This window comes from Bradyrhizobium sp. cf659 (assembly GCF_900113725.1).
In the GTDB taxonomy this organism is placed as follows: domain Bacteria; phylum Pseudomonadota; class Alphaproteobacteria; order Rhizobiales; family Xanthobacteraceae; genus Bradyrhizobium.
Window position 1 is genome coordinate 248,447 of the sequence record NZ_FOQJ01000003.1, and the last position, 21,252, is coordinate 269,698.

The 21,252-nt window shown below is 65.4% G+C and carries 23 protein-coding genes, 1 tRNA gene and 1 riboswitch; of the genes, 15 read left to right on the forward strand and 9 right to left on the reverse strand.

The features are described 5' to 3' along the window. The first annotated feature begins 6 nt into the window (after positions 1 to 6). Positions 7 to 990: an SGNH/GDSL hydrolase family protein gene (locus BM118_RS15205; RefSeq protein WP_092186374.1), complete on the forward strand. Its 984-nt coding sequence runs from the start codon at positions 7 to 9 to the stop codon at positions 988 to 990. Positions 991 to 1,137: 147 nt separating this feature from the next. Here BM118_RS15205 and BM118_RS15210 read toward each other — a convergent pair whose 3' ends face one another. Then, on the reverse strand, positions 1,138 to 2,325 hold the full coding sequence (locus BM118_RS15210) for an O-succinylhomoserine sulfhydrylase (RefSeq protein WP_143099494.1): 1,188 nt from the start codon (positions 2,323 to 2,325) through the stop codon (positions 1,138 to 1,140). Between the two features lie 74 nt (positions 2,326 to 2,399). Then, positions 2,400 to 2,479: riboswitch (SAM riboswitch) on the reverse strand. A gap of 110 nt (positions 2,480 to 2,589) precedes the next feature. Between BM118_RS15210 and BM118_RS15215 the strand changes: the two genes are divergently transcribed. The 4 genes from BM118_RS15215 (at position 2,590) to BM118_RS15230 (ending at position 7,397) form a co-directional block, all read left to right on the forward strand. After that, the gene (locus BM118_RS15215; RefSeq protein ID WP_177234339.1) at positions 2,590 to 3,696 is read left to right on the forward strand and encodes a 2'-deoxycytidine 5'-triphosphate deaminase; all 1,107 of its coding nucleotides are present in this window, start codon (positions 2,590 to 2,592) and stop codon (positions 3,694 to 3,696) included. Positions 3,697 to 3,820: 124 nt separating this feature from the next. Beyond that, a complete protein-coding gene (locus BM118_RS15220; protein WP_092187011.1) occupies positions 3,821 to 4,873 on the forward strand; it encodes a hypothetical protein in 1,053 nt (350 codons plus the stop codon). 229 nt (positions 4,874 to 5,102) lie between these two features. Further along, positions 5,103 to 6,548 (forward strand): MATE family efflux transporter, encoded by a 1,446-nt coding sequence (locus BM118_RS15225; RefSeq protein WP_092186376.1) that lies wholly within the window; start codon positions 5,103 to 5,105, stop codon positions 6,546 to 6,548. A gap of 141 nt (positions 6,549 to 6,689) precedes the next feature. Next, positions 6,690 to 7,397: a hypothetical protein gene (locus BM118_RS15230; protein ID WP_092186377.1), complete on the forward strand. Its 708-nt coding sequence runs from the start codon at positions 6,690 to 6,692 to the stop codon at positions 7,395 to 7,397. A gap of 104 nt (positions 7,398 to 7,501) precedes the next feature. Here BM118_RS15230 and BM118_RS15235 read toward each other — a convergent pair whose 3' ends face one another. The 6 genes from BM118_RS15235 to BM118_RS15260 form a co-directional block, all read right to left on the reverse strand. Further along, positions 7,502 to 7,993, reverse strand: a complete 492-nt coding sequence (locus BM118_RS15235; protein WP_092186378.1) for a hypothetical protein — start codon at positions 7,991 to 7,993, stop codon at positions 7,502 to 7,504. 128 nt (positions 7,994 to 8,121) lie between these two features. Then, complete coding sequence (locus tag BM118_RS15240) at positions 8,122 to 8,523, reverse strand: SRPBCC family protein (protein WP_092186379.1); 402 nt, start codon at positions 8,521 to 8,523, stop codon at positions 8,122 to 8,124. A 145-nt stretch (positions 8,524 to 8,668) separates the two neighbouring features. Continuing rightward, a complete protein-coding gene (locus tag BM118_RS15245) occupies positions 8,669 to 9,028 on the reverse strand; it encodes a VOC family protein (protein WP_097661728.1) in 360 nt (119 codons plus the stop codon). 103 nt (positions 9,029 to 9,131) lie between these two features. Continuing rightward, complete coding sequence (locus BM118_RS15250; RefSeq protein ID WP_143099470.1) at positions 9,132 to 9,560, reverse strand: hypothetical protein; 429 nt, start codon at positions 9,558 to 9,560, stop codon at positions 9,132 to 9,134. 61 nt (positions 9,561 to 9,621) lie between these two features. Further along, positions 9,622 to 10,461, reverse strand: coding sequence for a helix-turn-helix transcriptional regulator (locus BM118_RS15255; protein WP_092186382.1), 840 nt, complete (start codon positions 10,459 to 10,461; stop codon positions 9,622 to 9,624). Between the two features lie 9 nt (positions 10,462 to 10,470). Then, the gene (locus tag BM118_RS15260) at positions 10,471 to 11,049 is read right to left on the reverse strand and encodes a methylated-DNA--[protein]-cysteine S-methyltransferase (RefSeq protein WP_092186383.1); all 579 of its coding nucleotides are present in this window, start codon (positions 11,047 to 11,049) and stop codon (positions 10,471 to 10,473) included. A 171-nt stretch (positions 11,050 to 11,220) separates the two neighbouring features. On the opposite strand from BM118_RS15260, the gene BM118_RS15265 reads away from it, so the two are divergent. After that, positions 11,221 to 11,294 (forward strand) — tRNA-Gly (locus BM118_RS15265). A gap of 263 nt (positions 11,295 to 11,557) precedes the next feature. Further along, entirely contained in the window at positions 11,558 to 11,800 is a 243-nt protein-coding gene (locus BM118_RS15270; protein WP_143099471.1) for a hypothetical protein, read from the forward strand. A 21-nt stretch (positions 11,801 to 11,821) separates the two neighbouring features. Here BM118_RS15270 and BM118_RS15275 read toward each other — a convergent pair whose 3' ends face one another. Both BM118_RS15275 and BM118_RS15280 read right to left on the reverse strand, forming a co-directional pair. Beyond that, positions 11,822 to 12,391 (reverse strand): DUF4145 domain-containing protein, encoded by a 570-nt coding sequence (locus BM118_RS15275; RefSeq protein WP_092186385.1) that lies wholly within the window; start codon positions 12,389 to 12,391, stop codon positions 11,822 to 11,824. Positions 12,392 to 12,565: 174 nt separating this feature from the next. Next, the gene (locus tag BM118_RS15280; protein WP_092186386.1) at positions 12,566 to 13,558 is read right to left on the reverse strand and encodes an alpha/beta fold hydrolase; all 993 of its coding nucleotides are present in this window, start codon (positions 13,556 to 13,558) and stop codon (positions 12,566 to 12,568) included. A gap of 173 nt (positions 13,559 to 13,731) precedes the next feature. On the opposite strand from BM118_RS15280, the gene BM118_RS15285 reads away from it, so the two are divergent. The 8 genes from BM118_RS15285 to BM118_RS15320 all read left to right on the forward strand — a co-directional run bounded on the left by BM118_RS15285 (position 13,732) and on the right by BM118_RS15320 (position 21,169). Beyond that, complete coding sequence (locus BM118_RS15285; RefSeq protein WP_177234340.1) at positions 13,732 to 14,313, forward strand: helix-turn-helix domain-containing protein; 582 nt, start codon at positions 13,732 to 13,734, stop codon at positions 14,311 to 14,313. Continuing rightward, positions 14,313 to 14,825 (forward strand): GNAT family N-acetyltransferase, encoded by a 513-nt coding sequence (locus BM118_RS15290; RefSeq protein WP_177234341.1) that lies wholly within the window; start codon positions 14,313 to 14,315, stop codon positions 14,823 to 14,825. Before BM118_RS15285 ends, BM118_RS15290 begins: the two co-directional genes overlap by 1 nt. A gap of 2 nt (positions 14,826 to 14,827) precedes the next feature. After that, on the forward strand, positions 14,828 to 15,292 hold the full coding sequence (locus BM118_RS15295; protein ID WP_177234438.1) for a GNAT family N-acetyltransferase: 465 nt from the start codon (positions 14,828 to 14,830) through the stop codon (positions 15,290 to 15,292). A 104-nt stretch (positions 15,293 to 15,396) separates the two neighbouring features. After that, on the forward strand, positions 15,397 to 16,455 hold the full coding sequence (locus BM118_RS15300) for a LacI family DNA-binding transcriptional regulator (protein ID WP_092186390.1): 1,059 nt from the start codon (positions 15,397 to 15,399) through the stop codon (positions 16,453 to 16,455). An 82-nt stretch (positions 16,456 to 16,537) separates the two neighbouring features. After that, complete coding sequence (gene xylB / locus BM118_RS15305; RefSeq protein ID WP_092186391.1) at positions 16,538 to 17,992, forward strand: xylulokinase; 1,455 nt, start codon at positions 16,538 to 16,540, stop codon at positions 17,990 to 17,992. Beyond that, positions 17,993 to 19,315 carry a xylose isomerase gene (gene xylA / locus BM118_RS15310; protein ID WP_092186392.1) on the forward strand — a complete coding sequence of 441 codons (1,323 nt, stop codon included), beginning with the start codon at positions 17,993 to 17,995 and terminating at the stop codon, positions 19,313 to 19,315. Between the two features lie 13 nt (positions 19,316 to 19,328). Beyond that, complete coding sequence (locus tag BM118_RS15315; protein WP_092187012.1) at positions 19,329 to 20,087, forward strand: ATP-binding cassette domain-containing protein; 759 nt, start codon at positions 19,329 to 19,331, stop codon at positions 20,085 to 20,087. After that, complete coding sequence (locus BM118_RS15320) at positions 20,087 to 21,169, forward strand: ABC transporter permease (protein ID WP_177234342.1); 1,083 nt, start codon at positions 20,087 to 20,089, stop codon at positions 21,167 to 21,169. The genes BM118_RS15315 and BM118_RS15320 overlap by 1 nt, the downstream gene beginning before the upstream one ends. Positions 21,170 to 21,252: the final 83 nt, after the last annotated feature.

Genomic DNA, 21,252 nt, shown 5'->3' on the forward strand with positions numbered 1-21,252 from the left:
GCGTTAATGAGTTCTCTCCGCCCTTTTCGCCTGACAGCATGGCTGGCTGCGCCCGCGGCGGCGCTTCTGGTGCTGACGCCCGTTTCGCAGTCGCGCGCGCAGGCGCAGGCCGCGCAGGCGACGCCCGCGCAGTCGAATAATCCTGCTTCCGCTTCGCCCTCCCAGACCACCGTCGCCGCGACGTCCCCCGAACAGCGCGGCCTCACCGCGCGCGCCATCGACAAGGTGAAGCAGGTCGCCAAATCTGCCGGCGACGTCTTCAACCGCGTCCCCTGCCTGCCGCCGAAGGGCGGCTCGAAGGCGATGGGTTCGCTGCCACATGTCGCGAACAAGCTCGTCGCCGGCAAGCCTGTCGTGATCGTCGCATTCGGCTCGTCGTCGACCGCCGGCTATGGCGCGAGCTCGCCCGATTTCAACTATCCGAACCGTCTCGCCGCGCAGCTGCGCCGGCAATATCCGACCGCCGACATCACCGTCATCAATGCCGGCGTCGGCGGCGAGGACGCGCCCGAGATGATGAAGCGCCTCCAGAAGGAGGTGATCGACGTGCATCCGGATATGGTGATCTGGCAGGTCGGCACCAACGCCGTGCTGCGCAATCTCGATCCCGGCGACACCGCCAAGATGGTCGAGGACGGCATCTCCCGCATCCAGGCCGCCGGCGGCGCCGATATCGTGCTGGTCGATCCGCAATATTCGCCGGCCGTCAACCAGCGCAAGGAGAGCGCCGGCAAGATGGTGAAGCTGCTCGGCAAGGTCGCCGAGCTCCGTCACGTCGGCATCTTCCCGCGCTTCGAGGTGATGCGCGACTGGCACGAGAACCAATCGATCCCGGTCGAGAGCTTCGTCATCGCCGACGGCCTGCACATGAACGATTGGGGCTACGCCTGCTTCGCCCAGCTCCTCGGCGACGACATCATCCGCTCCGTCGGCCAGATCAGGCTCGGAGTCAACGTGCCCGGGGATGTGCGGGCGTACCGGCCGATGTAGGCTCGGTGCCGTAGGGTGGGTTAGGCGAAGCCGTAACCCACCATGCATCAACGATTGCGGAACGAAGTTGGTGGGTTACGCCGAGCAGATGCGCTTCGCGCATCTGCAGGGCTAACCCACCCTACGAGTGCGAGTGCATGGCTCCTCTCACGCCTTCTCCAGCGCCGCCGTCAGATCCTCGATCAGATCGTCCGCATGCTCGAGCCCCGCGGAGAAGCGGATGAAGCCCTCGCTGATGCCGAGCGCGGCGCGGTCTTCCGGCTTCAGGCGCTGATGCGTCGTGGTGGCCGGATGCGTGACCAGGCTCTTGGCGTCGCCGAGATTGTTCGAGATCTTCGCAAGCTTGAGCTCGTTGAGCACGCGGAACGCGGCCGCCTTGCCGCCCTTGACCTCGAAGCCGACCAGCGTCGAGCCGCCGCGCATCTGCTTCTTCACCAGCGCTGCCTGCGGATGATCGGCGCGGCCGGGATAGATCAGCCGCGAGATCTTGGGATGGCTCGCCAGCACCTCGGCGATGCGGGCCGCGGTGTCGGTCTGCGCGCGCACGCGCACGGCCAGCGTCTCCAGGCCCTTGAGCAGAACCCAGGCGTTGAACGGCGAGATCGACGGCCCGGTCTGGCGCATGAAATTGTGGAGGTGCTCGGCGATGAAGGCTTCCGAGGACAGGATGATGCCGCCGAGGCAGCGGCCCTGGCCGTCGATGTGCTTGGTCGCGGAATAGACCACGACGTCGGCCCCTAACGCGAGCGGGCTCTGCCAGATCGGGGTCGCGAACACGTTGTCGACGACGAGCCGCGCCCCGCCCTTGTGCGCGATCTCGGCGATCCCGGGGATGTCGAGCACGTCGAGCGTCGGATTGGTCGGGCTCTCCAGGAAGAACGTCTTGGTGTTCGGTCGCAACGCCCGCTGCCACTGGTCGAGATCGAGGCCGTCGACCAGCGTGGTCTCGATGCCGTAGCGCGGCAACAGGTCCTGGATGACGTAGAGGCACGAGCCGAACAGCGCGCGGGAGGCAACCACGTGGTCGCCGGCCTTCAGCGGCGCCAGGATCGCGGTCGTCACCGCGGCCATGCCGGTCGCGGCCGAACGCGCCGCCTCGGCGCCCTCGAGCTCGATCATGCGGCGCTCGAACATCGCGATGGTCGGGTTCGAATAACGCGAATAGATGAAGCCGGGATCCTCGCCCTTGAACCGCGCCTCGCACTCCTCGGCGCTGTTGTAGACGTAGCCCTGGGTCAGAAACAGCGCCTCCGACGTCTCGCCAAATTGCGAGCGCAGGGTGCCGGAATGGACCAGGCGGGTTTCGGGACGGTAAGCAGCAGGCGACTTCGACATAGGTACCTCCGACATGACCGTCTCGTCGAAAACGGTCACAAAAAAACCGGCCTGGATATATCCACGGGCCGGGATCACAGAGGTCCCCGGCCTGTTTAGCGACTTATTTAACGTGGCTGCAAGCCGGCCGGCTCAAATCACCACGGGATAAGTGATGCTCATATTCCGCAATGGCCTTTCCGTCAAGGCGTCCATCGGATAGCCGTAAAAGGCTAGTATTTCCCACATGTCCGGCTGCGTTTGACCCCTGACGAGGACCCCCGGTTGAGTTTCACGATTGCCGCCGACGCCAATGGCATCCTGCCCGACCGCATGATCGCGGCGATGGCGGAGGGCGGCCTCATCCTGCCCGCCTACGATTTCGTCGAAAGCCAGATCCAGCCGGCGAGCCTCGATTTGCGCCTCGGCGACATCGCCTATCGCGTCCGTGCCAGCTTCCTGCCCGGTCCCGGCGCCACGGTGGCCGAGCGTATCGACGAGTTGAAGCTGCACGAGTTCAGCCTCGCCGACGGCGCGGTGCTGGAGACCAACTGCGTCTACATCGTGCCGCTGCTGGAAAGTCTCGCGCTGCCGCCGGAGATCGTCGCGGCCGCGAACCCGAAGAGCTCGACGGGCCGGCTCGACGTCTTCACCCGCGTGATCGCCGACGGCACCCGCCGCTTCGACATGATCGGCGCCGGCTATCACGGTCCGCTCTATGCCGAGATCAGCCCGAAGACGTTTCCGGTGCTGGTGCGCGAGGGCTCGCGCCTGTCGCAGGTGCGCTTCCGCACCGGTGACGCCATCCTCAATGCCGACGAGCTCGATGCGCTGCATGCGTCCGAGCGCCTCGTCGATATCGACGATGCCGATCTGTCCGGCGGCGTTGCCGTCTCCGTCGATCTCTCCGGCGAGAAGGGAAGCGGCTTCGTCGGCTACCGCGCCAAGCGCCACACCGGCGTGGTCGATGTCGATCGCCGCTCCGGTTACGCGGTCGAAGACTTCTGGGAGCCGATCTCGGCCCGTCCCGACGGCAGCCTGATCCTCGATCCCGGCGAGTTCTACATCCTCGCCTCGAAAGAGGCCGTGCAGGTGCCGCCCGACTTTGCCGCTGAGATGGTGCCGTTCGATCCCCTGGTCGGCGAATTCCGCGTGCACTATGCCGGCTTCTTCGATCCCGGCTTCGGCTATGCCGGCGCCGGCGGGCTGGGATCGCGCGCCGTGTTAGAGGTGCGCTCGCGCGAGGTGCCGTTCATCCTCGAGCACGGCCAGATCGTCGGCCGTCTCGTCTACGAGAAGATGCTGGCCCGCCCCGACGCGATGTACGGCCAGCGCATCGGCTCGAATTACCAGGCGCAGGGCTTGAAGCTCTCGAAACATTTTCGGGTGTAGCCACATCCCCCGCCGTCAATACTGGATCGCCTGCCTTCGCGGGCGATGACGCCGAGCTTGTGGCGTGTTGCGCCGCCCCATCCGCGATGACACACTCCCGCAAAACAACAAGCCGGGAGTGAACATGACCGCCGCAGCCGACTCCGCGCAGGAAGCCCAATGGAAGCGCTGGCGCGCGGTCGCCGATCTGTATCACGCCTACTTCACCGGCCTCATCCTGACCGTGGTCACGCGGCGCGGCACGGCGGATGCCGCGGAGTTCGTCTTCCGCGTGTTCCGTCGCCAGCAGCAGGAGCGCTTCCTGCCGGGGCTTGAGAAGCTCGGCCTCAGCCATCTGCCGCCGGCGGTCGCGGCTGCTCAATATCACTATCTCTCCAACTGGATCGGCGGCGTACATGTCGAATACATGTATGAGAGCGACGTTAAGGCCTGGATCCGCTATCCGCCGCCGCGCTGGATCTGGAAGGGCACCGCGATCTGCGGCGTGCCGGGCGAGGTCTCTCGCGCGATGCTGCGCGGCTGGCACGCCAACAATGGCGTCGCGCTCGGGGATCTGCGCCTCGGCTTCGTCTGCACCAAGCAGAGCGTCGACGGCCAGGATGGGCTCGAAGGCTATTACCATCAATACGACCATCCGCTCGAGCTCGACCAGCGACTGGTGTTCGCGCGGCACCTCGAAGCGCCGCTGTTCGACGCGAAGACCGCGCCGGCGCTGCCGGTCGCGAGCTGGCCGAAACCGCGGCTGGAAAAAGCCTACCGCAACTACGCGATGGAATATGTCCGCACCGCCGCGCCCGTGATGGTGCAGCTGTTCGGCCCGGAGGACGCCGGCTATCTGCTGCATCTCACCGGCAGGCTGATCGGGATGCAGTATTTCGACGAAGTCGCGGCGGCGCTCGCGATGAGCCGCGGCGGCGCGAGGGAATTCGCATCGTTCCTGGACGCGTTGTTCGCCGCGCAGGATGATGCCGCCGAGACGGCGCAGTCGGAAGGCACCTTCGAAATCCGACAGCAGAGCTGGAAGCTGATGGACGACGTCGCTGATTATCACGGCGCCTGCGCCAAGGTGCTGGAGGGATTGTTCGAAGGGCTGGCTGCGGGGTGCGGGCGGCACATCGGCGTGCATATACGGCCGGCGGCAGGCGGGCGGCCGCCGCTGGTCTGGACAATCGAATAGTCGACGGTGTCGCCGCACGCTTCGCCTCTCCCCGCGTGCGGGGAGAGGGAGAAGAGCCGCAATTCCACCCACTGAAATGCGCTGCCGCAGGGCACGCCTGCATCAGGCGCAGGAGGAATCGCTACGCGCCGTGCTAACAAGCCTCTCGCCGCGCCTTATGCGCGAAGAAATTTATTGGCACACCTAGTCATTGCCGCGCCGCAAATGGCGCTCGTGCCCGGGAGAGGACATGTCCGACATCGCCGAAATCCCGGTCGATGAACAAGAACGCCCGCTGCCGCCGCCCCCGCGTCCCGTGAAGAGCGCGCTGGTGGACGGGCCGATCCTGCGCACGCTGCTCTCCCTCGCCTGGCCGAACGTGATCGCGCTGTCGGCCGGCACCTGTACGGTGATCGCTGAGACCTCCTATATCGGCCGGCTCGGCGTCGAGGCGCTGGCCGCGATGGCGCTGGTGTTTCCGACAGTGATCCTGACCATGACGATGTCGGGCGGCGCCATGGGCGGCGCGGTGGCCTCCGCCATTGCTCGGGCGCTTGGCGCCGGCGATCGCGAGCGCGCCGGCACGCTCGCAGCGCATGCGCTGCTGATCGGCATCAGCTTCGGTCTCGTTTTCATGCTGGGCATGCTGATCTTCGGACCCAGGGTGCTCGAAATGCTCGGCGGCCGCGGCGATGTGCTCACGCATGCGATCGCCTACACGCAGGTGTTTTTCGGCGGCGCCGTGCTGCCCTGGCTGCTCAACACCATGGCTGGCGTCTTGCGCGGCACCGGCAACATGAAGCTGCCCTCGTTCCTGATCCTCAACTCCGCGGCCTGGCAGATCCTGCTCGGCGGCACGCTCGGCCTCGGGCTCGGGCCGGTGCCGCAGTTCGGCATGCGCGGCGTCGCGGCCGGCGCGTTGATCGCCTATTCCTTCAACATCTGCATCATGGGCTGGTACCTGTTCTCAGGACGCGCGCGGATCGCACCGAAGCTGCGCGGCTTGCGCATCCAGTGGGCGATGTTTTTCGACATCCTGAAGGTCGGCGCCATCGCCTGCTTCTCGCCGCTGCAATCGGTGCTGACGATCTCGATCTTCACCCACATGCTGGCGAAGTTCGGCACCGCGATCCTCGCCGGCTACGGCATCGGTGCGCGGCTCGAATTCCTGCTGACCTCGATCGCTTTCTCGTTCGGCATCGCCTCGGTGCCGATGGTCGGCATGGCGGTCGGCGCCGGCCGCATCGCGCGTGCCCGGCGCATTGCCTGGATCGCGGGTGCGAGCGCGTTCGTCGCCGTCGGTGCGCCGGCATGTCTCGTCGCGCTGTTCCCCGATCTCTGGGTGAACATCTTCACCGACAGCGCGACCGTGCGCGCGACCAGCCACCAATATCTGTCGACGGTGGCGCCGTTCTACGCCTTCATCGGGCTCGCCTCGACGATGTATTTCTCCTCGCAAGGCGCGGCCAAGGTGATCGGCCCGGTGCTGGCGCAGACCGCGCGGCTGACCTACATCTCGGCGACCGGCTGGTGGCTGTCGACGCATGAGGCCACCGCGCAGAGCTTCTTCTGGCTGGCCGCGAGCTCGATGGTCGTGCTGGGCCTGCTGTCGTGCTCCAGCGTGGTGGTGACCCGCTGGGGCCCGCGCGTGAGCAAGTCCGCAATCAAGCCGGCTCTTTCGGCCGCGGCCGATTAAGGCGCGCGCCGGATTTTTGTTTCTGAATGTTTCCATCGGTTACCTGGCAATGCCGGGTAACCGAAGCTGCGCCATGCCGAAGGCTCCGCGCCAGCTCCTGGCGACAACTTCGCCGCGAGTCCATCAGCACGGAAAGCCACCATGACCTCGATTTCGGCGCTCTCCTCCCACCATCACCGGCCATCGCCGTTGCAGCGGCTGCAGGATGAACTGCAAGCGGAAGTCAGTTCCGGCGCGATCAGTTCGTCCGATCAGTCGGCGCTGTCGTCCGCGCTCAGCGACATCGATTCCGCCTTGCAATCGGGTAGTGCGAGCGATCAGTCCAGCGGCAGCGGATCGTCGCCTGACGCTATCAAGTCCAAGATCGACGATCTCATCCAGAAGGAAGTTTCGGACGGCAAGCTGACCGACCAGCAGGCCACCGAGCTGCAGGGTATTTTCAAGGCGGCGTTCTCCCAGGGACCGGGCGGGGCAGGTGGACCGGAAGGACCAGGCGGACCGGCGCCCGGCGGGCCTCCTCCCGCCAACGCCACGGACAGTTCGTCAAGCGGCAACTCGGTTGTGGACATGCTTCAGCAATTCCTGGATTCTCTGAAGAGCCTGCTCACGGATTCGACCTCGTCCAGCACGACGGGATCGAGCGGCACGACGGATGCGAGCGAATCTTCCTCGACCACCGCCACGGACAGTTCGTCGAGCGGCAAGTCGGCGACGGACCTGCTTGAACAATTTCTTCAGTCACTGAAGAACTCGCTCACGGATCCGACCTACAGCGCGGCGCAATCGAGGGATCAGACGAATGCAAGCGACCCGTCGATTTCCGGCGTCCTCATCGACGATCGGATCTGATATCGGCGACGCATCATAGGGCTTGCCTCGGCGCAACCGTCCTTCGAGCCCCCCGAAGGGTGGTTGCTTCGTTGCTGCTATTGCCAGCAACGACGCTGCGCGATCTAGCGATGCCGGTGGCGGCGATGGCCGCCACCGCCGCCGGCATTGGCGAGCCGCATCAATTGCGGGATCATCGCCATCATCTCGCCGCCGCCGGAACCGCCGAGCATGCCCATGATGTCGCCGCCGCCCATGCCGCCGAGCCCCGTCGGCATATAGCCGCCACCGCCCATCGGCGTGTAGCCGCCATAATTGGGCGCACCAAAGCCGCCGCCGAGATTGCCGCCGCCGAGGCCACCGAAGCCGCCGCCGCCGTTCTCCATCATGCGGCTCATCATCGGACCCATGGTCTGCATCAGCATGGCGAAGCGGCGCTTGCCCATCTTCGCCTTCATCATCTCCAGCATCGGCGCCATCTGGGTCATCATGTCCTCGCCGCCGGCACCTCCGCCGCCACCGAAGCCCGCGAGCTGCGCCTTCGCCGGCGAGCTCGCGACCGAAAACAGCAGCAGCACGGCGGCTGCCTGACAGATCACCTTGTCCGCACCTCTCATGGCATGCTCCTCGCGTGCGTGGCTTCACCGGGAGAGTGGAGCCGACCGGACGCACGCGGCCATGGTTACGGTCGAGGAGAGGAGGGCTCTGTGAGAAAAATCACAGAGCTGCGGGGCCTGGGCCGCCGTTAAGCTGCAGCGGGCGGAAACGCCTTGTGCAAGGCGATCACGGCCTCCCTGGTTTGCTCCTGGACGTAAGCCGCAAGCTCGTTCGGCAGCATGTCGATGGTCCAGAGCAAACGGCTCTTGCCGTCGCCGTCGGCGATCACCTGCACCGAGGCGCTGTAGTGCTTCAGCCGCTCGTTGGCGATCGCATAGACGAGACGCTGTCGCGCATCATTGCAATCGACCAGCACCTCGCGCGCAACGGAGCCGTTGGCGAAGGTGACGATACGCGCATCGCCATCGAGCGTGCAGGCCGTGACGAAGCCCGGCACCAGCCGCCGGTGCAGCGCGCCGAAATCGCGCACCGCGTCCCAGACGTCGCGGGCGGGGGCATTGAGGGGGACGTCGTTGTGGATGGAGGCCATGAAGGTGTCCTTGGTTTCGATAGGTCGTTGCCATAAGCACCGTCATTGCGAGCGCAGCGAAGCAATCCAGAAATCTTTCCGCGGAAGCAGTCTGGATTGCTTCGTCGCAAGAGCTCCTCGCAATGACGGAGCGAGTGGTTAAAGCTCACGTACAAACCGCCTCGACATTGTTGCCGTCCGGATCGATCAGAAACGCCGCGTAATAGGTCGGGCTGTAATCCTTGCGCGGGCCGGCGCCGCCATTGTCGCGGCCGCCGCTCTTCAGGCCCTCGCTGTGGAACGCCTTGACCGCGTCATGATTTCCGGCGCGAAACGCGATATGCGCGCCGTCGGCCTTCCGCCCCTTGTTCAGGTGCAGCCACAGCGCCGGCTCGCCCTTCGGCCCGAAGCCGGCATAGCCGTCGCCGCTCGAGCACAGGACGTAACCGAGCGGCGCCAGCACCGCCGTGTAGAAGCGCGTGGCGGCATCGAGATCGGCTACGCGAAGTCCGATGTGGTCGTACATGTTCGTCTCCATTGCAAAGCGCGCCGCGAGTGGCGCACGCCGGAGACGAACCTAGTCAATTGAGGGCAGGCCGCTCTTGGAGAATCTTGCGCATCCGCCCCGGCTAGTTCGCCGGTGCCTCTTCCTGCCACCGGATCACCCGTCTCAGATGATAGACCTGAACCCACATGTTCGCTCCAATCACGCTGATCGTTGCGACGATCAGGGCTGTGAGCTTTTGCGGGGCATGAAGGGCGAGGACGAGCAGGAACGCGGAAAGGGCCGCCGTGACGCCGAAGCTGAACCAGAGCCCAATGAGGCGTGGTGCAAACCAGGCCGGCCGACCGTCGCTGTCCCACTGCATCGGAATCCTGCGCAAGCTGATCTGGCGGCCGTAATAGACGGCACAACCCGCGATGAAGGCGAGGCCGACGGCAAGCGCGATCAGCGTGGCCGCAATCACGTCACTCGAGGCACTGTTCATCTGCCGGTTCGCCGCGTTGAAGGGGCGCCGAATCGCCCTTTGGTTGTAATACCGCGCGATGTGCCGCAAGCGCCAGCGCGTCGCGCCTGTCTGGTCAACAGACTGTTACCTGCGATGCGGCCGACGTGTCTCAGTTGAGGACGAGGCGTTCCCCGAAGATCCTGCGCTCGCCCTTCGACGCCTGCCGGAACTTCGTCGGCGACACGCCGGCGGCGCGATGGAAGGTGCGGACGAAATTGGAGAGATCGCCGAAGCCGACGTCATAGGCGACGTCGGTGACTGCGATGTCGTCGTCAGTGAGCAGGCGCGCGGCGTGTCGCAGCCGCGAGCGCACCAGATATTGATGCGGGGTGACGCCGAGCACGGCCGAGAACAGCCGCAGGAAATGGAACGGGCTGAGTCCCGCCTGCCGCGCGGCCTGTTCGAGGTCGACCTCGGCATGCGAGTTGGCGTCGATCCACAGCGCGGCTTCGACTGCGCGGCGGCGGTCGCGTGCGGTGGGCGTGGCCAGCTTGCGCGCCTTGCCCGAGACGACGTCAATGAAGCGGCCGGCGAGGATCTGGCCGATCTCGTCGAGGCCCAAATCGCTGTTGCCATCTGCCGCCGTCTGGGCGAGCTCGCCCAGCACCATCAGCTCTGGCAGCGGCGGTGTCGCGCCGACCTTCCAGATCTCGCGCCGTCCCCCGAGGGCATCGACCAGGTCCTCGCTCAGGAAGAAGCCCAGGCAGACGTCGCCGCTGACATGCTCATGCGTGCACGTGTATTCCTCGCCGGGCGCGCCGACCAGCATCGAGCCTGCCACCAGCTCGAAGAAGCCGGCGCGGCAATGGCAGCCGAAACTGCCGGAGCGCACATAGGCGATGGAATGGCCGGTGCGGCACTCCGGGAACGGCTTGTCGTCCGGTCCTGCATCGCAGCGGAACTCGGAGACCGTCATCGAGCGCGTCGTCAAAAGCGTGGTTGCATCCATGCCACCTATCTAGGTGGAGGGCCTCGGTGGGGCAACGGGCAGCAGCACCTCGAACAGCGTCTTGCTGGCGACCGGATGGGCGCCCTCGAGCGCCAGCAATCGCCGCTTGGAGATCACCCCGCCATAGGGCGAGAGCCGGTCGGTGTAATTGCCGGCCTCCAGCACACGGTGGCAGGGCACGATCAGCATGTAGGGATTTTTCGCGACCGCCTGCGCCACCGAATGCGCCGCGCCGGAGGCCCCCAGCGCCTTGGCGATCTCGTGATAAGTGCGCGTCTCCCCGCGCGGGATCGTGCAGGTGTACTCGTAGACCCGCCGGTTGAAGCCGGGCACGCCGCCGGCATCCAGGCTGACATCGGAAAAGTCGGGATCGTTGCCCTGCAGCAGGCTCACGATGCCCTCGATCGCAAGCTCGGCATTCAATGGAGGCTGCTGCTCGCGCGCCTCGGGATGGACCGCGAAGATCCGGCGGCGGGTGTCGATCTCCCGCGCCTCCGGCAATTGCACGGCCACGACGCCGGTGCTGCTCCAGATGATGCCGCAGCGCCCGATTGCCGTGTCGAATATCGCGTAGCCACGCCCCACCATGCACACGCCCCACTCAGTGCACGCTTCTCCCCAGACACGAGATCATAACACCGCCACAATCCGGCGCACCTGGAATCTTGCCAGGACGTTAACAACCGTCCGGCTAGGTGCGCCAAACCGCTTGGCGAGACGCGCCGTCTCGGCTAATCAGGACGGGCGCGGAGCGCATCCGCGGGCGTAGTTCAATGGTAGAACGGCAGCTTCCCAAGCTGCATACGAGGGTTCGATTCCCTTCGCCCGCTCCAAAGCCCTTTGAAACAAGGGGTTTCTCGCACTCGCAAGTCACTGAATTGCGCTGCACTTCTAGGCTTATGTGGATACCGCGATCATTGATTTGACTGTGGTTTCTCGGTCAAGCGAGGCCGATTCTGGAGCCAAAACGAGCCAAAAATTCTGTCCCCATCGAGACGTTGCGCACATCAAATCACGTGAGAGAATGAATGCATATTAGCTAGTCCGTTCGCGTGTGGCCCTACTGACTAGCGGGGCCACGTTCGAGCGCAAACTTATGAAGAAGACAGAAATTGGTAAGACGAAATTGGAGGCCCGTGCGCTGGAGCAGAAGAAATTGTTTCAGTCAGTTATCAAGATGATCGCGATCGATAAGGCAGTCGCCGCATTTGGCGAAAAATCGGTCAAGTGGGCGATAAATAAATATCTTACATCGGTTCGCGAGAAAGATCGCCTTATCCGCGAAAGATCTACCGCGGAACAGCGGATTGCAGAATTGAATAGGAAGCTAGGTGTATGAGACTCGCAACAAAAACGTCGACTAGGAGGTCATAAGAGCGAGGTGTAATCGTGGAATGATCTGCTCCGCCAGACCACGAAACCGGTAGGCATCTTCATCAGTAAACGATGTAGTTGTGCTCGGGTGCGCAGCGGCGTTACCGATCACACGCAAGTCATCGACTAATGCAAACGTATTGGAATCAATTGCATCGGCGTTCTTAAGTTCGCGGATCATAGTCCACATGCCGCGGTATGGCTTTCCCGGCCATCGCGCATCCGCGAGTGCGCGGATTGATTCTTCAATGGAACTACGCAGGTCTAAAATTGCAGCGCGCGGTGAAATAGCCACAAGCTGCTCAAATTTATTCAACTCTTCCGCGGATGCTTTCTTTGGCTCTGCCCCTGGGGGAGGTGGCGGCAGTTGAGCAGCCTCTTTCTCAGCCTGGTCTAGCTTAAATGATATTTCGACATCCTTGTACTTGGCGCGTAGCTGCGGAAGCAATTCCGTCAGCTTCTCGCGAAACAACCAAACCGCAGCAACAAACGCCACCGGCCACGCCAAAGAAACGATCGATTGCACAATCGATGAAATAAACTGAAGCCAATCCATTCACGCCCCCATGAATGGACCGCACCATAGTGCCTCATGGCTCCCCGTGCAAAACCGCAAAAAGGCGGAGCCAAAAAAGAGCCAAAACCCCGGTAACGCATTGACTTGACAGGGAGCCATAAATGTTTCCCAAGCTGCATACGAGGGTTCGATTCCCTTCGCCCGCTCCAGGCTTCAGTTCGGCAGGCTTCGTAGAAACTCGACGATCGCCGCGTTCACCTCCGCCGGCCGCTCCTGCTGCGTCCAGTGTCCACAGCCCGGCAGCATCCTGATCTCGCGCAGTTGCGGCACAAACTGCTTCATGTTGGCGAGGAGCTCGGCGGTGCCGGGGAAGGCGAGGACCATGTCGTGGTCGCCGGCAATGAAGAGTGAAGGCACCGTCACCTTCACACCCTCGAAGGCCGCCATCAGCTCCCAGTTGCGATCGATGTTGCGGTAGTAGTTGAGCGGTCCGCGAAATCCGCTGCGGGCAAACTCGGCGCCGTAATAGTCGAGGTCGGCAGAGCTCAGCCATGATGGCAGCGGCACCTGCACTTTCGGCAACATGCCGTCCTTGCGCGAGACCATGCCGACGCCGACGGTCCTGCCGGCGCGCTCGGCATTGGCGCGGATCGCCGCCGCCCCTTCGCCGGAGCCGCCATAGAGCATGGCGCCGAGCGTTGCGCGCGGATCCCGTTCGAACTCCGCTTCGGCGACCCCCGGCTCCTGGAAGTACAGCTGATAGAACTGCGCATCCGCGGTCTGCGGCATGACGCTCGTCGGCCGCACCGGAGCGCGCGGCCGATAGGGCACGCTGAGGATGGCGGCGGCGCGGAAGCGATCGGGCCGCAGGCGCGCCGTGTGCCAGGCGATCGTCGCGCCCCAGTCATGCCCGACGATGACGGCGTCCTTCGCCTCGAAGGCGTCGAGCACGCCGACGAGATCGCCGACCATGTGGAGGATCGTGTACTGGTCGATCGCGTCGGGCCGGTCGCTCTTGCCGTAGCCACGCATGTCGGGCGCCACCGCGTGGTAGCCGGCCGCCGCCAACGCCTCGAGCTGGTGGCGCCAGGAGTACCAGCCTTCCGGAAAGCCGTGGCAAAGCAGCACCATTGGCCCCTTGCCCTGCTCGGCGATGTTGAGGCTGATACCGTTGGCCTTGATCGTCCGCTGCGTCGGCTCGCCCATCTCGCCGCCTCCCGATCATTTGTGGTTGGGGCGCATCCTAATCGGCCCTGCGAGCTCTGCAAAGATTCTAATATATTAGACTGCCGCTCGCGGCGTTCGCCTCCGTCCGCGCTAAGCTCCCTCTCGCCCTGATGGGTGCGGTCCTCGTGTCGGGCAATGTTCGGATGAAGACCATGGACCAGCAGAAACTCGATCGCGCGATCGGTCGTCGCTTGAAGACCCTGAGGACGCAGGCGGGCATGACGTTGAACGAACTGGCGGCGCGCTCCGGCGTCAGCCGGGCCATGATCGGGCGGGTGGAGCGGGCGCAGAGCAGTGCGACGGCTTCGCTGCTCGGCAAGCTCTGCGCCGCGCTCGACGTGTCGCTCAGCGACGTGGTCGCGCTGGCCGAAAAGCCGCCGGAGCGCCTGGTGCGCCTTGCCGACCAGCCGCACTGGCGCGATCCCGAGAGCGGCTATCGAAGGCGGCACGCCTCGCCGACGGACGCGGCGAGCGGCATCGAGATCATCGTCGTCGACCTGCCGGCCGGCGCGCGGGTGCCGTACAGCCCCTGGGGCCGCAACGCCTTCACCCAGCAGCTCCTGATGCTGGAGGGCACGATCGCCGTGCACATCGACGCCAAGACGGTGCGCCTGCGCGAGGGTGATTGTCTCGATTTCGACGTGATGCGTGCGGTGACCTTCGAGAACGAAGCCAGACAGGACGCGCGCTACGTCATCATCACGCGGCGCGGCACCTCTTACGGGAAAATGTGATGCCGCTGATCGTGCGGGACGCAACGCTGGAGGATGCCGCGGATATCCTCGCCATCTACAACCATGCCGCAATCAACACCACGGCGGTCTGGACCGACGGCCCGGTTGATCTCGATTCGCGGCGGGAGTGGATCCGCGCGCGACAGGAAGCCGGCTATCCCGTTCTGGTCGCCATGAAGGGCAGGGACGTGGTCGGCTTCGCGTCGTTCGGCGATTTCCGCCCCTGGCCCGGCTATCGCCACACGGTCGAGAATTCCGTCTATGTCGACGAGCGGCATCATCGCGCGGGCATCGGCCGCGGCCTGATGGTGGCGCTGATCGAGCGTGCGACAGTGCTGAACAAGCACACGATGGTCGCCGCGATCGAGGCCTCGAATTCCGCCTCGATCGCGCTGCACGCGTCGTTCGGCTTTGCCGAGGTTGGCCGCATGCCGGAGGTCGGCTGCAAGTTCGGCCGCTGGCTCGATATGGTCCTCATGCAGATGCGGCTTTCAAGCGGAGTGAGGCCGTGACGATGCAGATTCGGACCGGCGACACTTTCGATCCCCGCGTGATTGCGCTGCTCGATCATCATGTCACGGCTGCGCGGGCGCAGACCGCGCCGGGCAGCGCCCATGCGCTCGATCTGGCGGGCCTTCGCGCGAGCGACGTCGCGTTCTGGACCGGATGGGACGGCGAGACGCTGGTCGCCACCGGCGCGCTGAAGGCGCTTTCGGCCTCCCATGGCGAAGTGAAGTCGATGCACACGCTTCAGACCACGCGGCGGCGCGGCTTTGGCGGCCAGATGCTCCGCCACATCATCACTGAAGCCCGCGCGCGCGGCGTGACGCGGCTGAGCCTCGAGACCGGCTCGTGGGACTATTTCAAGCCGGCCCACGCGCTGTACCGGGCGCACGGCTTCGTCCTCTGCGGCCCGTTCGAGGGCTATGTCGAGGATCCCAACAGCCTGTTCCTGACGCTGGACCTGAGCGGCCGCTGAGGCCCGCCGGCCAGGTGGGCCCCAGTGCAACCGGGGCTCGAAAATCCCGACACGTCCCTCAAAATGAGTTGCGTACCTCAAAACACATCTGCTAGCCTTCAGCCATGGCCCAAGAGAGCTACTCAGACACGCTCACCGCCACCGCGCTGACCCTGAAGGACATCGCGCGCGAGGCGGGCGTGAGCCTGGCGACCGTGGACCGGGTCCTGCACAATCGCCCGGGTGTGCGGCCGGACACGGTCCGGCGCGTCAAAGAGGCCATCGAGCGCAACTCCTTCCAGCCGCATGTGGCCGCCGCAGAGCTCGCCCGCGGCCGCGCCCGCCGCTTTGCCTTCGTGATGCCGTCCGGGCCGAACCCGTTCATGCAGCAGATCGAGGCCTATCTCGGCGAGATGTCGGCCTGGCTTTCGGCGCGTCGCCTGGCTGTCGAGATGGTCGCAACCGACGTGTTCGATCCTTCCGTGCTCGCGGCTTCGCTGGAGACGCTCTCGGGCGATTACGACGGCGTCGCCGTGGTGGCGCTGGATCATCCCGGCGTCCGCGCCGCCATCAACGATCTCGTCGATGCCGGCACCAAGGTGGTCACGCTGGTGTCGGACGTGCCGTCGTCGCGGCGCCACCATTATGTCGGCATCGACAACATCGCCGCGGGGCGCACCGCCGGTGCGCTGGTCGGTCGGCTGGTCGGTCAGCGGTCCGGCAAGGTCGCCATCGTCGCCGGCTCGCAAGGCCTGCGCGATCATGCCGAGCGCATTTTCGGCTTCAACCAGGTGATGGCGTCGGAATTCCCTGGTCTCACCGTGCTGCCGGTGCTGGAAGGGCGCGACGAGGACGAGCGTTCGGAGCAGCTGCTGGCCCGGCTGTTAGGCAGGCATGCTGACATTGTCGGCCTTTATAACGTCGGCGCCGGCACACAAGGCGTCGCCAAAGCGTTGAGCGACGCCGGCCGCGACAAGCAGGTGGCGTTCGTCGGGCACGACGTCACGGCGTTGACGCGCCGGCTGCTGTTGCAGGGCGTGATGGATGCCGCGATCTCGCAGAACCCCGGACATGAGGCGCGCGCCGCCGTGCGCGTGCTGCTCGCGCTCGCCCGCGGCGAGCCGATCTTGCGCGAACAGGAGAAGATCAGGATCGACATCGTGATGCGGGACAATCTGCCCTAGCGGCAGGCGATTTTCGAAACGGCCCTTTGCGGGGAAGGCGACGCAAGATCGCACACCGCGACAGGTGAATGGGAGGGATGGCGTGTATCTCGGAATGGACATCGGTACGTCCGGTGTGAAGGCGGTGCTCGTGAGCGAAGCCGGCGCGATTTTCGCGACGGCGGCGCGCGAGCTTGCGCTGTCGCATCCCGCGCCGCTGTGGTCCGAGCAGGATCCCGACGCCTGGGTCGATGCGGCGACCGGCGCGGTCGATGATCTCGCATCCCGCCATCCGCGTGAGGTCGCGCGGGTAGCCGGTATCGGACTATCCGGCCAGATGCACGGTGCGACGCTGCTGGGCGAGAACGGCCGCCCCTTGCGCCCGGCGATCCTCTGGAATGACGGCCGCTCGCAGGCCGAATGCGGCGAGCTGGAGCGGCGCTGTCCGTCACTGCACGCCATCGCCGGCAATCTCGCGATGCCCGGCTTCACCGCGCCAAAGCTGCTCTGGGTCGCGCGGCATGAACCGGACATCTTCGAGCGCCTTGCAAAAGTGCTGCTGCCGAAGGCCTATGTGCGCTATCGCCTCACCGGCGAGATGGTCGAGGACATGTCGGATGCCGCCGGCACGCTGTGGCTCGACGTCGGCCAGCGCCGCTGGTCGGAGGCTCTGCTGCAGGCCACCGGGCTCGATCTGCGCCACATGCCGCGCCTCGTCGAAGGCAGCGAAGTCAGTGCTGTGCTCGCGCCGGACCTGGCGCAGCGCTGGGGCATGGCGAAAGGCGTCGTGGTCGCCGGCGGCGCCGGCGACTGCGCGGCGAGCGCGATCGGGCTCGGCGCCATCGCACCGGGAGATGCGTTTCTGTCGCTGGGAACCTCAGGTGTGGTGTTCCGCGTCACCGATCGCTTTGCGCCGGCGCCGGCTTCAGCCGTGCATGCCTTCTGTCACGCGCTGCCCGGGCTCTGGCACCAGATGGGCGTGATGCTGTCGGCGGCGGCCTCGCTCGCCTGGCTCTCGGGCGTGATGGAGACGCCGGCCGCCGCGCTGCTGGCGCCGCTCGGCGAGCGTGTCGATGGGCCGAGCCCGATCAAATTCCTGCCCTATCTCGACGGCGAGCGCACGCCCCACAACGATGCCGCCGCCAGCGGCGCCCTCGTCGGTTTGCGCGGCGCGACCGGGCGCGGCCAGATCGTGCAGGCCGTGCTCGAAGGCGTCGCCTTCGCCGCGCGCGACAATCTGGCGGCACTGAGCGCGGCGAGCGGGCCGATCGTGGAAGTCGATCTCGTCGGCGGCGGCTCGCGCTCGCCGCTCTGGGCCCAGATCTGCGCCGACGTGCTCGGCATTTCCGTCCATCGCGTCGAGGAAGGCGAGGTGGGGGCCGCGCTCGGTGCCGCGCGGCTCGGGCGCCTTGCCGCCACCGGTGAAGATCCCGCCGAAGTTTGCACGCGCCCGCGCCGACTAGCGAGTTTCGCGCCCCGCGCATCCGTGACCGCCGCCTATGACGATGCCTATCGCCGCTGGCGCGCGCTTTATCCCGCGTTGAAGGAGTCTGCCTAAGTGAACGCGTCAGCCAAATTCTTCGAGGCAAGCACGCCTGTCGCCTTCGCCGGCCAAGATGCTGGACAAGCGCCCGCCTTCCGCTGGTACGACAAGGACCGCCTCGTCCATGGCCGCCGGCTCGAGGATCACCTGCGCTTTGCGGTCTGCTACTGGCACTCCTTCTGCTGGCCGGGCGGCGATCCCTTCGGCGGCGAGACGTTCCTGCGGCCCTGGCATCGCGGCACCGACGCGATGGCGCAGGCACGGGCCAAGGCCGATGTCGCCTTCGAGCTGTTCCGCCTGCTCGACGTGCCCTTCTTCACCTTCCACGACGTCGATGCGGCGCCGGAAGGTGCCTCGCTCGCGGAGTCCGTCGCCAACCTCAACGCGATCGCCGATCTGTTCGAAGCGAAGATGGCCTCGGCAAAAGTCCGGCTGCTCTGGGGCACCGCCAATCTGTTCACGCATCGCCGCTACATGGCGGGCGCCGCGACCAATCCGGACCCTGACATCTTCACCTATGCCGCCGGCCAGGTCCGCGCCGCGCTGGAGGTGACGCACCGGCTCGGCGGCCAGAACTATGTGCTGTGGGGCGGGCGCGAGGGCTACGAGACGCTGCTCAACACCGATCTCAAGCGCGAGCTCGACCAGCTCGGCCGCTTCGTCTCGCTCGTCGTCGAGCACAAGCACAAGATCGGCTTCAAGGGCCCGATCCTGATCGAGCCGAAGCCGAAGGAGCCGACCAAGCATCAATATGATTTCGACGTCGCCACCTGTTACGGCTTCCTCGCGCGCTACGATCTCCTCAAGGACGTCAAGCTCAACATCGAGCAGAACCACGCCATCCTCGCCGGCCATTCCTTCCATCACGAGGTCGCGCTCGCCGAGGCGCTCGGTGTGTTCGGCTCGCTCGACGTCAACCGCGGCGACGATCTGCTCGGCTGGGACACCGACCAGTTCGCGATGAACGTGGGCGAACTGGCGCTGGTGTTCCACGAGATCCTGAACCGCGGCGGCTTCACCTTCGGCGGGCTCAATTTCGACGCCAAGATCCGGCGTCAGTCGATCGACCCCGACGATCTGATCCACGCCCATGTCGGCTCGATGGATGCCTGCGCGCGCGCCTTCCTCGCCGCCGCCGACATGCTCGATGCCGGCGTCCTCAGCGCGCCGCTCGAAAAGCGCTACGAAGGATGGGCGGGCCCCGAGGGCCGCGCCATTCTCGGCGGCCAGCGCTCGCTCGCCGATCTCGCCGATCGTGCGCTCGGTCCCGGCTTCGACCCGCAGCCGCGCTCGGGACGGCAGGAATATCTGGAATCCCTGGTCAACCGCTATGTCTGAGGAAGGCCCGCTGATGACAAGTGCTGAAGCAACGCCGGTGCTCCAACTCTCCGGCATCGGCAAGGAGTTCGGCGCGATTCGCGCGCTTCATGACGTCGACATGCAGGTCTTCCCTGGCGAGGTGGTCGGCCTGATGGGCGACAACGGTGCGGGCAAGTCGACGCTGGTCAAGATCATCGCCGGCAATTTCCGCCCCACCCATGGTGAGATCCGCTTTGCCGGCAGCGCGGTCCATTTCAATCGGCCGATCGATGCCCGCACGGTCGGCATCGAGGTGGTCTATCAGGACCTTGCACTGGCCGACAATCTGACCGCGGCCGCCAACGTGTTTCTCGGCCGCGAGCTGAAGCGCAAGTTTGGCCCGCTCGCCTTGCTCGACCACAAGGCGATGGCGGCGCGCGCGCTGGAATTGTTCGGCGAATTGCGCTCGGAGACGCGCCCCGACGACCTCGTCAAGCAGATGTCGGGCGGCCAGCGCCAGGCGGTCGCGATCGCGCGGACGCGGCTCTCCAATGCGCGGCTGGTGATGATGGACGAGCCGACCGCCGCGATCTCGGTGCGCCAGGTCGAGCAGGTGCTGAGCCTGATTCACCGGCTGAAGGAGCAGGGCGTCGCGGTCATGCTGATCTCGCACCGCATGCCCGACGTGTTCGCGGTGTGCGACCGCGTGATCGTCATGCGTCGCGGCGAGAAGCGGGCCGACAAGGCGATTCAGGCGACGTCCCCCGAGGAAGTCACTGCCCTCATCACCGGCGCGAAGGAGGCGGCGTGATGGCCATGCCCCTGGAATCCCCGGTCAGCTTCTCGAATGTCGGCAAGATCAAATGGTGGCGGCGTGGCATCTTCGCCTCCCAGACCGGATACGTCCTGCTAGCGCTCCTGGTGCTGATGGTCGTGATGCATTTTGCCAGCCCCTATTTCTTCACCCAGGGCAATATGCAGAACGTGGCGAAGAACTTTTCCTTTATCGCCATTGCCACCCTGGGCGTCACCTTCGTCATCATTACCGGCGGTATCGATCTCTCGGTCGGCTCGCTGATGTGCTTCTCCGCCATGATCACATCGATGGTCATGTCGGGCCTTTCGACGCCAGGCATGCCCGGCGCGTCGCTGTTCGTGCACCTCGCGGCCGACGGCAAGACCGTGGTAGCGAACCTGCCGGGCCTGATCCTGGTCGTCTCGATCGTCGCGGGCCTCGCGGTGGCGTTTCTCGTCGGGCTCGTCAACGGCTTCTGCATCGCGGTGCTCGGGCTGTCGCCCTTCGTCACCACGCTCGGCATGCTCTCGATTGTGCGCGGCCTCGGTTATGTCGTCTCCAACGGCCGCGGCAGCTTTCCGGGCGGGCCGGACGCCGATTACTTCTATGCGCTCACCTCGGGTGACGTGCTTGGCGTGCCTGCGCCCTTCATCTATCTCGTGATCCTCGCTCTCGTCATGGCCGTGGTCCTGCACCACAGCGCCTTCGGCCGTCATGTCTTCGCGCTCGGCGGCAACGAGAAGGCGGCGGAACTCACCGGCATCCCTGTCGTGCGGGTCAAGATCGAGGTCTATGTGATCTGCGCGCTCGCCGCAGGCCTCCAGGGCATCATCATCTCCGGCTGGCTCGGATCGGCGCCGGCCAACATGGCCACCTCCTACGAGCTCAACGTGATCGCGGCCGCCGTCATCGGCGGCGCCAATCTGGCCGGCGGCATCGGCGGTCCGCTCGGTGCCATCGTCGGCTGTGTGTTGCTCGAGGTGATCCGTAACGGCCTCGTGCTCGCGCAGGTCAGCTCCTATTGGCAGCAGACGCTGGTGGGCGTGATCATCATCCTTGCCGTGCTGGTCGACCGTATCCGCTCGCGCATGACTTAACGAGTTAATCCGGAAGGACAATGAAAGATCGTCTATCCGCCTGCCGGACCATCACATCACAAATGGATAGGCACCAAAGTGTG